Annotated in this window: 8 protein-coding genes; 4 read left to right on the forward strand and 4 right to left on the reverse strand. The window is 64.6% G+C overall.

Going from position 1 to position 13315, the window contains the following annotated elements; genetic code table 11:
- Positions 1–4: 4 nt before the first annotated feature.
- From HHL25_RS17090 to HHL25_RS17100, 3 genes are all read right to left on the reverse strand, one after another.
- On the reverse strand, positions 5–4168 hold the full coding sequence (locus HHL25_RS17090) for a translocation/assembly module TamB domain-containing protein (protein ID WP_169593812.1): 4164 nt from the start codon (positions 4166–4168) through the stop codon (positions 5–7).
- Between the two features lie 30 nt (positions 4169–4198).
- Positions 4199–6124 carry an autotransporter assembly complex protein TamA gene (locus tag HHL25_RS17095; protein WP_169593814.1) on the reverse strand — a complete coding sequence of 642 codons (1926 nt, stop codon included), beginning with the start codon at positions 6122–6124 and terminating at the stop codon, positions 4199–4201.
- Positions 6125–6279: 155 nt separating this feature from the next.
- Positions 6280–6543, reverse strand: a complete 264-nt coding sequence (locus HHL25_RS17100; RefSeq protein ID WP_169593816.1) for a YMGG-like glycine zipper-containing protein — start codon at positions 6541–6543, stop codon at positions 6280–6282.
- A gap of 306 nt (positions 6544–6849) precedes the next feature.
- On the opposite strand from HHL25_RS17100, the gene HHL25_RS17105 reads away from it, so the two are divergent.
- The 4 genes from HHL25_RS17105 (at position 6850) to hemA (ending at position 12018) form a co-directional block, all read left to right on the forward strand.
- A complete protein-coding gene (locus HHL25_RS17105) occupies positions 6850–7338 on the forward strand; it encodes a (2Fe-2S)-binding protein (RefSeq protein ID WP_169593818.1) in 489 nt (162 codons plus the stop codon).
- Positions 7339–7419: 81 nt separating this feature from the next.
- Positions 7420–9768, forward strand: a complete 2349-nt coding sequence (locus HHL25_RS17110) for a xanthine dehydrogenase family protein molybdopterin-binding subunit (protein WP_169593820.1) — start codon at positions 7420–7422, stop codon at positions 9766–9768.
- Positions 9769–9781: 13 nt separating this feature from the next.
- Complete coding sequence (locus tag HHL25_RS17115; protein ID WP_169593822.1) at positions 9782–10582, forward strand: FAD binding domain-containing protein; 801 nt, start codon at positions 9782–9784, stop codon at positions 10580–10582.
- Between the two features lie 221 nt (positions 10583–10803).
- Positions 10804–12018, forward strand: a complete 1215-nt coding sequence (gene hemA / locus HHL25_RS17120; protein ID WP_169593824.1) for a 5-aminolevulinate synthase — start codon at positions 10804–10806, stop codon at positions 12016–12018.
- 51 nt (positions 12019–12069) lie between these two features.
- On the opposite strand, the gene dxr is transcribed toward hemA, so the two are convergent.
- Positions 12070–13260 (reverse strand): 1-deoxy-D-xylulose-5-phosphate reductoisomerase, encoded by a 1191-nt coding sequence (dxr, locus tag HHL25_RS17125; RefSeq protein ID WP_169593826.1) that lies wholly within the window; start codon positions 13258–13260, stop codon positions 12070–12072.
- Between the last annotated feature and the right edge of the window lie 55 nt (positions 13261–13315).

Raw genomic sequence — 13315 nt, forward strand, 5'->3', positions numbered from 1 at the left:
GGGCTCAGTATTCCTTCTCATAGAAGATCCCGCCGCCGGCCCCTTCTGCGCCGGCTTCGCCCTTGAGCTTCACGCCGCGGCCGATGTCGAGATTGATCACCGCCTTCGTTTGGCCGGTTCCGCCCTGCTGCAGCTCGATATAGGTGCGGTCGTTGAGATACTTGCCGGCGCTCACCTTGGCCTGGCCGGTCTCGTCGGTCGAGATGTCGAGGTCGTCGACGCCGAGCGTCGAGCGCAGGGCCTCGAACAGCGACGTCGAACGGCCGCCGGCGAGCTGGGCCGCAGCGTCGGCAAGCTGGGCGATCTGCAGTGCCGAGAGCCGCGACATCGACTGGCCGAAGATCAGCTGTGCGAGGATTTCGTCCTGCGGCAGCGCGGGCGAGGAGGAGAAGGAAACCGTCGGATCATTTGCGAAGCCCGAGATGGTGATGGTGATCGTCGTCGAGCCCGAGGTCGTCGTCGCCTCCATGTCGAGGATCGGAATCAGGCCGCCGCCGAAGGTGATCGTGCCGCTGGTGAATTGCATGCGCTTGGTGAGCACGGAGAGGCGACCGCGTCTCAGCTCGAAGGCGCCGGCGACGTTCGGCGACTGGGCATTGCCCGTGACGCTGACCGTCCCGCCGAGCTCCGCATCGATGCCGCGGCCGCGCACGAAAATCTGGGTCGGCGACGATACGGTCAGGTCCAGGCCGATCGTCGACTGACTGCCGTGGCGCTCGGTCTTGGTGATCCTGGCCATCTGGGTTTGCACCTTGCCAGGAGCGTTCCGGTGCTTGATGTCGAGTTCCGAGAGGCTCGTCGGCAGGCGTTCGGGAATGGTGATCGCTGTCTTGGTCAGATTGACCGTCCCGGCAAGCACGGGTGCCGACAAGAGCGGGCCCTTCAAGGTCAGCTGGCCGTCGGCAGTGCTGGCGACCATCGTGCCGTCGACATAGACGGCCTTGTCCAGCGTGATCGCAATGTCTGCCGGCATGCCCGGCGAGAGGATGTCGATCGTTCCGCCGCCGGAAATCCGTCCGCCGCTCGCGAGCTTGCCGACCAGCCCCGTGACCGAGGCGCGGTTGCCCTCGAGCGTTACCGTCGCGGTCAAGTCTTCGATTGCGAGGTTGCGGCGCACGTCGATCAAGCGTGCTCCTGCGGTGCGCACGGTGCCGGTGATTTGCGGCTTGCCGAGCCCGCCCGAAAGTGTGACATCGGCATTGGCCTTGCCTTCGAGCACGAAACCCTGTCGGCCCAGCAGCCCGTTCAGTGCCGCGAATGGCAGGTTTCCGGCGAATTTCATCGCGATCGGCCGATCCCCGGATATCGCCAGCGTTCCTCCTCCGGAAAGCGTCAGGCCCGATTGTCCGCTGGCGCGCCCGTCGAGCGAAAGCCTGCCGTCGCGGAAATCGCCCTTGGCCGTGATCGAGAAAGCCTCCAGCCCTGCCGAGCGGGTCGGCGCGGCAGCGGCGTTCGCCCAGTCGAGATTGTAGGCGACGACGGGGGCGGCGGGCGTGCCTTTGATGGTGATGTCGCCGGAGATCGCGCCTTCCGGCGCAATGGACGGTGCGACGGTGGAGGCTAGCGATGCCGGTAGGTTTCGTAGCGTCGCGACGAGGTCCAGGGTCTCGCCGGCTCCGCCCTTGATGTCGACCGTGCCCGACCCGGCCGTGATCGTCGCCGTCTCGACGTCCACCTTGCCGTTCGCGACCCTGACCGCGGCGGGCTTGGCGAGCTTCAGGGGAATGCGGCGAGGAGCGGCCGAAAGCTGGTCGAGCGCAATCCGCATCGCGCCGGCATCCTGCTCCAACCGTCCCCGCGCGACGAGCGGTGCTCCGTCATAACGTCCGTCAAGGGAGAAAGCGGTGTTCGAACCCTCGCGCGTGAAGCCGAGTTTCAGGGCTTCGACGCGGTTGTTCCCGACCGAAATGGCGGAGGCCGCGATCGTTCCTTCGGCGGAAAAACGGGCGAGGTCCGAGATTGAAAGGCCAATCTTGGGCTCGGTGACGGACAGGGTATCGCGCGTCAACACCGAGCCGCTCGCTTTCACATCGGCGGAAAGCCTGCCGTCGGTCTCGGTGAGCACGATGTCGCCCTTCAGGTCGCCTGCCGCAGTCTGGCCGGCAAGGGCGGCAAGCAGGCCGACCTCGGGCAGGTCGAAGGTGAGCTTTCCGCTCGGCAGGAAGGCCGGTGAAAAGGCAAGCGCGCCTTCGATCCGGTTTGTTCCGGCAGCAATCTTCAGCGCCGGAATGGCCGAACGGCCGCCTTCCGCGACGAGGTCCGCGGTGCCTTCGATCGGCTGGCCGTCGAGTTTGCCCGACATGCGAAGGGTGCCCTTGGGCGCAGACCTGTCCGCCGTGCCCGCAATCTCGACTATGAGGTCCTCCAAGTTACGCCCTGCGGCCACGGCCTCTTCCGAACGAAGGGAGAGCTGGGCCGCCAGCGCATCGAGCGGACCGGTCGCCGTGAGAGCAAAATCGGCGCTGCCCGAGATATTGGCGGCGAGAACTTCCAGCTTGGCGATGTGACCCTTCAGGTCGGCGACCAGCGTGTCGTCGGCCGCGAGGTTTGCGGATCCGGTAACATCGCCGAGGCCGGTCGTGATCTTGAGGTTGCTGAGCGCGATCTGGCGCGGCAATGCGTAGTCGAGTTTGCCGGAAAGGCCGATCATGCCCTCGAACTTGGCAGCCACGCTGTCCGGCAGCACCGCCGGCACGGCGAACAGTTCGAACGTGGTTTCGAGAGCCTTTGTCTCCAGCCCGTAACGGCCGCTCGCCGTGCCGCCGATCGTCGGGCTTTCGATGCTGGCGCCGTCGAAGGCAAGGCTGTCGCTGGCGATCGACAAGGGTGCCTTGACCGTCAGTGGAGCCTTGATGATGCGATCGAGTTCGGGATTGGCAAGCGCTCCTCCGGCAACCGCGATGGTCGCTGCGAGGGGACCGGTTCGGGTCGAGAGGTCGAAGGTGTTGCTTGCCACCGCGACGTTCACGCCCGAAAGCTCGCCCTGCGGATGCGTCAGCGTGGCAAGCCGTGCCTTCAGGTCAACGGACGCTGACTTGGCCGGGCCGCTGATCGCAAGCGAGAGGCTTTCGATGGCGGCGGAGATCGTGTCTTCGCCGCTCGTCCAGCTGATGGGAACCGGTTCCGTCTTGCCGACGAGACGGGCCTTGAGGTCGTTGTTGCCCTTCGGATCGTACCGTCCCGACGCTGCAAGATCGAGCGCCGCGGTCGCGACGTTGCCGGTCTCGATCGTCACCGCGCCGTTGCGGTCGATACTCGCGGCGAGATCGATGACGGTTTCTCCGTCGAAGAGCGGGCGAACGGTCGGCGGCAGCAGCGCGTCGAAGCGGCCGCCGCCTTTCGCGGTGATGCTGCGCAGCCCGGCGGCGAGGCGGTGGGTGGCTTCCACGGCAAGGGTCGGGCGGCCATCGACGTCGGCCGTCACCGTGCCCTTCCAATCGTTCAGCTGACCGTCGCCATCAACGCCGATACGAAGTGCAGGTGCGCCGGGCAGCTTGAGAAGACCGGCGACCATGCCGCCCTGCGGTTCGTTCAGTTCACCGGTTAGCCGAAGGCGGTTGTCCGCCGGGGCATAGACGAGATCCGCGGTCACGCCAGCCTCAGGCGCATCGGCGCGCTTGACGGCGATCTGCGCCGCGATGCGTTCGCTTACGGCTTGGCCTGCTCCTGTCACGGACAGCAGCATATCGCGGGTGGCGAGAGCCGCGCCCAACTCGACGCGCGGCAGGTCGATCGCCCCGATGTCCAGTTCGACCGGCAACGAGAAGCCGCTTTCATCCGTCTCGGCCGGTACGGCGGTCGTGACGGGAGCGCGATCGATCCGGACGGAACTGGCGGCAAGACGGGACGCCGTCAACCGGCTATCCAGCAGGTCGAGTGGCGACCAGTCCATGGCCAGGTCGCGGATTTCGGCATAGCGCCCCTCTGTATCAGCGAGCGCGATCGCACCGACGCGCAGTTCTCCGCCGAGCAGTGGCCCGGCATTCTCGATAGTGATGCGGCGGTCGGGGGTCGACAGCATGGCGGCCACCTGGCGGGCGACGAAATTGCCGCCGGCGGCCGTAAAGCCGGCAATCAGGAATACCGCTACGCCAACAACCAGGGCGCCGCCGAACACCAGGGCGATAATGCGCAAGGCATGTTTGATGAGGCGTTTCAGCAGCTGCATGCGGGCTCCCGTCGTCTTTCCGGTCTACGCTCAGAAGCTCTGACCAATGCCGGCATAGATGCCATAGGTGCTGCCGCCTTCGTAGCGGTCGAGCGGCATGGCTACATCAAGGCGCAGCGGGCCGAACGGCGTCTGGTATCGCAGGCCGAGGCCCGCGCCCATGCGCATATCCGAGAAATCGGGATAATTCGCGGCAGTCACCGAACCAATGTCGAGGAAGGGCACGATGCCGATCTTGTCGGTGACGGCGATGCGCGCCTCGAAGGAGCCGAGCGCATAGGCGCGTCCGCCCGTCGCGTCGCCGGCCGCGTTGTAGGGCGAGATTTCCTGATAGGCATAGCCACGCACGGAGCCGCCGCCGCCGGCAAAGAAGCGGCGGGTTGCGGGCAGGGCCTCGAGATCGCCCGCGCCGACCAGAACCCCGGCGGAAACCCTGGCGGCAAGAACAATGCGGTCCTCGGCGCCGATCCCGTAATAGCCGGAAACCGACCCTTCGAAGGAAGAGAAGAAGGTCTCGCCGAGGATTTCGTAGCTCGGGATCGCACTCAGCGTCGCGTTCAGGCCTTCGGTCGGATTGAGCTTGTTGTCGCGGGTGTCCCGCGCATAGGTGATCGGCAGGCCGAAGGTAAGGTAATTGTTGTTGCCGAAGGCGTCGTCGATGTCGTCGTAGGAGAGTGACACGCCCCCGCTGACCTTGTCATAGTCGGTGATCTCGTAAGCGAGGGCCACCTTGCCGATCACGGAGGCGGCATCATAGGACTCGGTGGTGAGCGTAGCGCCCTTGATACTCGCTTCCAGGGTGGCAGACGGGAAGAAGGCGCCCGGCTTGATGAAAGTGACACCTGCCGAGTAGTCGAGATCCTGGACGCTGCTGAAATCGCCCAACCCACCGACCTTGCCTTCCAGCCGCAGCGATTCCGCCCGGCCGAAGAGATTGCGGTGGCCCCAATAGCCCTCGAGGCCCAGTCCGTCGATCGAGGAGACGCTGGCGCCGATGCCGAAATAGCGCTGCTTGCCTTCGGCCACCACGATGCCGAGCGGCAGGTCGCCATCGGCCGAAAGCGTGTCTGCCTCGTTGATCGTCACGCTGGAAAAGACCCCGAGCGCGCGGAGGCGCTCAGCGGCCTTCTTCAATTGTTCCGGGGAGTAGGGCTGTCCTTCACGCAGGCGGGAATAGCGGCGGATGAACTCGGCATCGACCTTGCGTGCACCCTTGACCGTCACCTCGCCGATCGGGGCGACCGGGCCTGCGTCGACCGCGAGCACGACGTCGACCGTGTTGGTCTCGTGATCGGCAACCACATCGCGCCGTGTCAGTTCGGCAAGCGGACGACCCTCCGCTTTCAGGTCGTCGACGATCCTGCCGCCCGCCTTGAGGATCACCAGCGAACCCGCCGGATTGCCGGGTGCGAGATCGTAGGCGCCGGGATCGATGCCCGCCGCATCGCCTTCGAGCGTCACCTTGCCGAGTGTGAAGGCGGGGCCGGGGTCGACGCGAACCGTCACCGGGATCTGGCCGGAGCGGGGAAAAGTCGGGTTGGGCGGAAGATTGTCGATGTCGCGACCGTCGACGAGCACCCGGACGACGCCGGCATAGCGTGCGTTTTCGTAAAGCGTGGCGATCAGCCGGTCGCGATCGTCGCGTGCCTTGATGACGAGGCCGAGGTCTCCCGAAACGGGGGCTTCTTCTCCCTGAACCAGCAGCGAACTTCGCTCGAGCGCATCGGCGAGATCCTTGTCGGCGCCGTCGGTGTCGAGGGTGACATCGTATCGAACGGGATCGATGACTTCGTTCGTCGCCTCGTCTTCGCCGAAGAGCGTGATGCCGAAAATCTTGAAGGCGAAGGCCTGATGGGCGAGGGCGGGGGACAATGCGAGCGCGAGACCGAGCCCGAGTGCGGTGCCGGATCGCCGAAACGCAGTACTGATCTTCGGTGCTATCGGTTTACACGGCATGCGCAGCTTGGCTCGTTGCAATCGGTAGCTCGGCAGGGCATCCCGCCAGCTGGACCGAGTTTAAACGCAAACGCGCCAAAAGGGATATCTTTTTTAGAAAAATGCTCGCGAAACGAGTCCCGGCGCGAACGCCGGGACCGTATTTCGGCCGAAAATCAGTAGCCGCGCGGGCAGCTGTCGACGTAGCGGCGGCCGTAGCGGTCGCGGTAGTAGCACTGGCCGGGCTGGTCGGCGACGTTGCCGATTACGGCGCCGGAGACGCCACCGATTGCCGCGCCGACAGCCGCCCCGCGGACGTCGCCGGTGATGGCGCCGCCGATGATCGCGCCCGAAGCGGCGCCGATTGCGGCGCCCTTTTCGGTCTGGGTGCAGCCGGCGACCGACAGGCCGATCAGAGCGAGCACAAGAGCTTTCTTCATGATTTTTCTCTCCACTGTTTTACGCGGCCGGGTTCGCCGGTCCATGTTTTCTCCGCCAGGACGCCGGGTGCGTCTCCACTGGGCGGTCGCGCGCCCAGAATAGCCGGCAATTCGGGAAAGTCCACGGAATTGAAAGTCGAATGCGCCGCTCCAGAAAGGACTGTGCGCTGCGTCACAGTAGAGGCGGAATCTATGCTGCGGCGCGAAAGATAAAAATTCCGTCCGACCCCAAAGTACCGGTTGATCGTGCAGTGAAAAAGTCAAATGATAGCTCATGTGTCCGGGAGAGACACGAGGAGGAACAATATGGCAAAAGTAACGCTGACGGTGAACGGCCGGACAGTGAGCGGGGAGTGCGAGGATCGTACCCTGCTCGTCCATTTCATTCGCGAAAAGCTTGGGCTGACCGGAACGCACGTCGGTTGCGATACCACGCAATGCGGTTCCTGCGTTGTGCACATGGACGGCAAATCCGTGAAGAGCTGTTCGATCCTGGCCGTCCAGGCGTCCGGCTCGGCGATCACCACGATCGAAGGGCTTGCCAGCAATGGCGAGCTGCACCCGGTCCAGGCGGCGTTCAAGGAACATCACGGCCTGCAGTGCGGCTTCTGCACGCCCGGCATGGTCATGACGGCGGTCGACATGATCAACCGCCACGGCGGACATCTCGACGAAGCCACCGTGCGCCACGAGCTCGAAGGCAACATCTGTCGTTGCACCGGCTATCACAACATCGTCAAGGCCGTCCTTTCCGCCAATGCCGAGATGCATGGCGGACGCCAGGCTGCCGAATAACCAGTCGTCCTCCGGCTTGACGTCGCGACAGAGGACTTTTCGCGACTGGATGCCGGACCGAAACCCCATCGGGAGGAAATCATGGGTGTTGAAGGAATCGGTGCGCGCGTCACGCGCAAGGAAGACAAGCGCTTCCTGACCGGCAAGGGTCGGTATACGGACGACATGGTCGTTCCGGGCATGAAATTCGCCTACTTCGTGCGGTCGCCCTATGCGCACGCCAGGATCAAGAATGTCGACATCTCCGCCGCCAAGGCCATGCCCGGCGTGATCGACGTGCTCGAGGGCAAGCAGCTGCTGGCCGACGGGATCGGCAACATCATCTGCGGCTGGATGATCCATTCCAAGGACGGCACGCCGATGAAGATGGGCGCCTGGCGTCCGCTGGCGCACGACACCGTCCGCTATGTCGGCGATGCGGTGGCAATCGTCGTCGCCGACAGCGTGGGTGAGGCGCGCGATGCCGCTGAAGCCGTGGTGGTCGACTATGAAGAACTGCCTGTCGTGACGCAGGCGACCGAGGCTCTCAAGTCCGGCGCGCCGCAGATCCATCCCGAGGCACCGGGCAACCTGATCTTCGACTGGGAGATCGGCGACAGTTCCGCTGCCGACCGGGCGATTGCCTCTGCCGCGCACGTGACCGAGATCGAGATCCACAACAACCGTCTCTCGCCCAACCCGATGGAGCCGCGCGCCACGCTCGGCATCTACGACACGGCCGAGGATCACTACACCTGCTACACGACTTCGCAGAATCCGCATGTCGCGCGGCTGGTGATGAGCGCCTTCTACAATGTCGCGCCGGAAAACAAGCTGCGCGTCATCGCGCCGGATGTCGGCGGCGGCTTCGGCTCGAAGATCTACATCTACCCCGAAGAGATCGTCTGCCTGTGGGCCTCGAAGAAGACGGGTGTCCCCGTGAAGTGGACGTCCGACCGCACCGAAGCCTTCCTCACCGATGCCCATGGCCGTGATCACGTGTCGAAGGTGAAGATGGCCTTCGACAAGGACCACAAGATCATCGGGCTGAAGGTCGACACGATCGCCAATCTCGGCGCCTATATGTCGCTCTTCTCGTCTTCGGTGCCGACCTATCTCTACGCGACGCTGCTCTCGGGCCAGTATGCGATCCCGGCGATCCACGCCAATGTGCGGACCGTCTATACCAATACCGTGCCGGTCGATGCCTATCGTGGTGCCGGGCGTCCGGAGGCGACCTATCTACTGGAGCGCACCGTCGAGACGGCGGCCCGCGAACTTGGCATCTCGCCGGCAGAGCTGCGCCGCAAGAACTTCGTTCGCACCTTCCCGTACCAGACGCCCGTGATCATGTGCTACGACGCCGGCGACTACGACGCCTCGCTTGAAGCCGCGATGTCCGCCTCGGACTGGAACGGCTTCCCGGCCCGCAAGGCGGAAGCAGCCGCCCGCGGCCGCAAGCGCGGCATCGGCATGAGCTGTTACATCGAGGCCTGCGGCATCGCGCCGTCGGCGGCCGTCGGTTCGCTTGGCGCCGGGGTCGGTCTCTGGGAATCGGCCGAGGTCCGGGTCAATGCCGTGGGCACCGTCGAGGTTCTGACCGGCTCGCACAGCCACGGCCAGGGCCACGAGACCACCTTCGCCCAGCTGGTATCGGACCGCCTCGGCGTGCCGATCGACAATGTCTCGATCGTCCATGGCGACACCGACAAGGTGCAGATGGGCATGGGCACCTACGGGTCCCGTTCCGGCGCCGTCGGCATGTCGGCGATCGTCAAGGCTCTCGACAAGGTCGAGGCCAAGGCCAAGAAGATCGCCGCGCATCTGATGGAAGCGGACGAGAGCGACATCGTCATCGAAAACGGCGAGCTGAAGGTCGCCGGCACCGACAAGACGGTACCGTGGTTCCAGGTTGCCCTTGCCGCCTACACCGCCCACAACCTGCCGGGCGGCATGGAGCCGGGGCTGAAGGAAGGGGCCTTCTACGACCCGTCCAACTTCACCTTCCCCGCCGGCTGCTACATCTGCGAAGTGGAGGTCGATCCGGAGACCGGCAAGACCGACATCATCCAGTTCGTCGCGGCCGACGACTTCGGCAACATCATCAATCCGATGATCGTCGAGGGCCAGGTTCACGGCGGCATCGCCCAGGGTATCGGCCAGGCGCTGCTCGAAGGGGTGCGCTACGATCCCTCCAACGGCCAACTGCTGACGGCGAGCTACATGGATTATGCCATGCCGCGCGCCGACGATCTGCCGTCCTTCCAGGTGTCGCACCAGAACACCCCGTGCCCGGGCAACCCGCTCGGCATCAAGGGCTGCGGCGAGGCCGGTGCCATCGGCTCTCCGCCGGCGCTGATCAACGCCATCACCGACGCCATCGGCAACAACAACCTCAACATGCCAGCCACCCCGCTTGCCGTCTGGTCGGCAATGCAGGCCGCCGAGTAACGGGAGGACGACCATGTATCCCTATTCGACCACCTATCATCGTGCATCCTCGGTGGAAGACGCCGGCAAGCTGCTGTCGGGTGCTGCCGACGGCAAGTATGTCGCCGGCGGCCAGACGCTGGTCGCAACGCTGAAACAGCGTCTCGCCCAGCCCTCCGACCTCGTCGACCTGCGCCACGTGCCGGCCCTCAAGACGATCTCGGTCGAGGGTCGCGCCGTGACGATCGGTGCCGCGGTCACCCATGCGGAGGTTGCCGGCTCGGCGGCCATCCGTGCGGTCTGCCCTGCGATCTGCCATCTCGCCTCGCTGATCGGCGATCCGCATGTTCGCCATCTCGGCACGATCGGCGGTTCTATCGCCAATGACGATCCGGCCGCCGATTATCCGGCTGCCATGCTGGGCCTCGGGGCGACGATCGTCACCGACCGCCGCGAGATCGCGGCCGACGATTTCTTCGTCGGCCTGTTCGAGACGGCGCTCGACGAGGACGAGATCATCACCGCCGTGCGCTTCACCGCGCCGGAAAGGGCTGGCTATGCGAAGTTCGCAAACCCGGCCTCGCGATTCGCGATGACCGGTGTCTTCGTCTCAAAGGGGGCTGCGGGCGTTCGGGTTGCCGTGACCGGGGCGGGTTCGGGTGGTGTTTTCCGCCATGAAGGACTTGAGGCGGCACTTGCCGGCGACTGGTCGCCCGGGGCGTTGGCCGGGGTGAACGTCGATCCGACGGACCTGATGTCCGATCTGCATGCGACGGCCGAGTATCGCGCCAATCTCGTGAAAGTGATGGCGAAGCGGGCCGTTGCGGCCTCTTGATCGCGGGCTGATCGCCTATTCCGGGAAAGGGCGGCCACGGCCGTCCTTTTTCGATTCAGCTTGACGCAGATCAAGTTTGCATCGTGGGCAATCGGTTAGCAATTTTCTGGAAAGATTCTTGAATTGCACCTTTTGTCGCAGTTTAGAATGAATTTACTGTGCCGGGGTTGACCGCAAACGCGTTGGATCTCAAAAGGGACGGAACGGACTGGAGTTGGACGATGGATTTCGAGGCGTTTTTCAAGGGCGAGTTGGAAGGTCTTCACGAAGAAGGCCGATACCGGATCTTCGCCGATCTTGAGCGACAGAGGGGCAATTTCCCCCGCGCCACGCGATACACCGACAATGGCCAGCAGGATGTCACCGTCTGGTGCTCGAACGACTATCTCGGCATGGGCCAGAATGCCGAAGTGATCGCGGCGATGAAGAACGCCATCGATCACTGTGGTGCGGGTGCCGGTGGCACCCGTAATATTTCCGGCACCAACCACTATCACGTCCTTCTCGAGCGCGAACTGGCCGACCTGCACGGCAAGGAATCGGCGCTGATCTTCACCTCGGGCTATATCTCGAACTGGGCGACGCTCGGCACGCTCGGCCAGAAGATCCCGGGCCTTATCATCTTCTCCGATGCGCTGAACCATGCCTCCATGATCGAGGGTATCCGCTACTCCAAGTGCGAGCGGGTCATCTGGAAGCACAACGACGTCAAGGACCTCGAAGCCAAGCTCACAGCCGCCGATCCGAAGGCGCCGAAGCTGATCGCCTTCGAATCGGTCTACTCGATGGACGGCGACATCGCGCCGATCAAGGAAATCTGTGATCTCGCCGACAAGTATGGCGCGATGACCTATCTCGATGAAGTGCATGCCGTCGGCATGTATGGCGCACACGGTGGCGGTATCGCCGAACGCGAGGGCCTGATGGACCGCCTGACGGTCATCGAAGGCACGCTCGGCAAGGCCTTCGGCGTGATGGGCGGCTATATCACCGGCTCTACCGCACTCTGCGACTTCGTCCGTTCGTTTGCTTCGGGCTTCATCTTCACGACGGCGCTTCCGCCGGCGCTGGCTGCCGGTGCGGTCGCGTCGATCCGCCACCTGAAGTCCAGCCAGCTCGAGCGTTTCGCTCATCAGGAGCGTGTGCGCCGCCTCCGGTCGATGCTCGACGCTCGCGGCATTCCCCACATGCCGAACCCGAGCCATATCGTGCCGGTCATGGTCGGCGATGCCGCCAAGTGCAAGTGGATCTCCGACCTGCTGCTCGACAATTTCGGCATCTATGTCCAGCCGATCAACTATCCGACCGTTCCGAAGAAGACCGAGCGCCTGCGCATCACGCCGACGCCGGTGCATTCGGACGGCGACATGGAGCATCTGGTCGGCGCGCTGCACCAGCTGTGGTCGCGTTGCGCACTGGCTCGCGCCGTCGCCTGAGGCGGCGGTCTCCCATCGAAATCGTCAGAGATTGAAGAAGCCGCCTGTCCTTCAGGCGGTTTTTTCGTGCTCAATGATCGCGGACGCCACTTGGCGCGCCTCGGCGTCGGCCTCGAAGACGGCGTCTATGCTGCCCGCCGATCCGCAGTCGAGCAGACGATCCATGGTCGCCTCGACGATATCGGCCATGTCGAGAAAGCCGATCTTTTCCTCGACGAAGGCGTCGAAGGCCGTTTCCTCGGCGGCGTTCATGATCGCCGCCTGCAGGCCGCCGCGGGTCAGTGCCGTGCGTGCAAGGCGGATGGCGGGGAAGCGCACCTCGTCCGGGGCTTCGAAGTCAAGCCGGGCGAGCTTGGCGAAGTCGAGGCGATCGACCTTGAGCGACGGCCGCTTCGGATAGGTGAGCGCGTATCCAATGGCGGTCCTCATGTCGGGTGCGCCGAGCTGGGCGATCACCGAGCCGTCGCTGTAGCCGACCATCGAATGAATGATCGACTGCGGGTGAACCACCACTTCAATCTGTTCGGGCGCGACACCGAAGAGATGCTTGGCCTCGACCATTTCGAGCGCCTTATTGAACATCGAGGCGCTACCGACCGAGATCTTCAGGCCCATCGACCAGTTCGGGTGGGTGCGTGCCGTCTGCACCGTCACGCCGGCCATCTGTTCGCGGGTGAAGGTGCGGAACGGACCTCCGGAGGCCGTCAGGATGATGCGTTCCAGCGCATGGCGCTGGTCGTTGTCGAGGCACTGGAAGATCGCGCTGTGTTCGCTGTCGACGGGAATCAGGCGCCCGCCGCCGGCCTTGACCGCCTCGACGAACAGCTCGCCCGCCGAGACCAGGCATTCCTTGTTGGCAAGCGCGATGTCGGCGCCGCGCGCGGCGGCTGTCAGGGTGGGGCCAAGTCCCGCCGTGCCGACGATTGCCGCCATCACCCAGTCGGCGTCAAGGCTCGCGGCCTCCTGCAGGCCGGATCGGCCGGCAGCGACGTCGACGCCGCTGCCCGAAAGGGCATCCTTCAGGGTCATATACTGGCTCTCGTCCGCGGTGACGGCCAGTTTCGCGCCGGTGGCGCGGGCCTGCTCGGCGAGAAGCTCGATATTGCCGTTGCCCGTCAGCGCACCGATCTCGAACGCGTCACGGCCACCGAGCTGCCGGACCACGTCGAGCGTGTTGACCCCGATCGAGCCGGTCGAGCCGAGGATCGTCAGGCGGCGCGGCTGTTGCTTTTCGATGGTCATACGGGCTGTCCGGAAGATTGCTTCATCTGCAGATGCGTCTACAAGGGATTGCTGA

The organism is Rhizobium terricola (assembly GCF_012927355.1).
GTDB lineage: Bacteria > Pseudomonadota > Alphaproteobacteria > Rhizobiales > Rhizobiaceae > Allorhizobium > Allorhizobium terricola.

Coding starts and splice junctions, on each gene's coding strand:
- HHL25_RS17100 (WP_169593816.1), bottom strand. CDS start 6,543: ATGAAGAAAGCTCTTGTGCTCGCTCTGATCGGCCTGTCGGTCGCCGGC.
- dxr (WP_169593826.1), bottom strand. CDS start 13,260: ATGACCATCGAAAAGCAACAGCCGCGCCGCCTGACGATCCTCGGCTCG.
- HHL25_RS17115 (WP_169593822.1), top strand. CDS start 9,782: ATGTATCCCTATTCGACCACCTATCATCGTGCATCCTCGGTGGAAGAC.
- HHL25_RS17110 (WP_169593820.1), top strand. CDS start 7,420: ATGGGTGTTGAAGGAATCGGTGCGCGCGTCACGCGCAAGGAAGACAAG.
- HHL25_RS17090 (WP_169593812.1), bottom strand. CDS start 4,168: ATGCAGCTGCTGAAACGCCTCATCAAACATGCCTTGCGCATTATCGCC.
- hemA (WP_169593824.1), top strand. CDS start 10,804: ATGGATTTCGAGGCGTTTTTCAAGGGCGAGTTGGAAGGTCTTCACGAA.
- HHL25_RS17095 (WP_169593814.1), bottom strand. CDS start 6,124: ATGCCGTGTAAACCGATAGCACCGAAGATCAGTACTGCGTTTCGGCGA.
- HHL25_RS17105 (WP_169593818.1), top strand. CDS start 6,850: ATGGCAAAAGTAACGCTGACGGTGAACGGCCGGACAGTGAGCGGGGAG.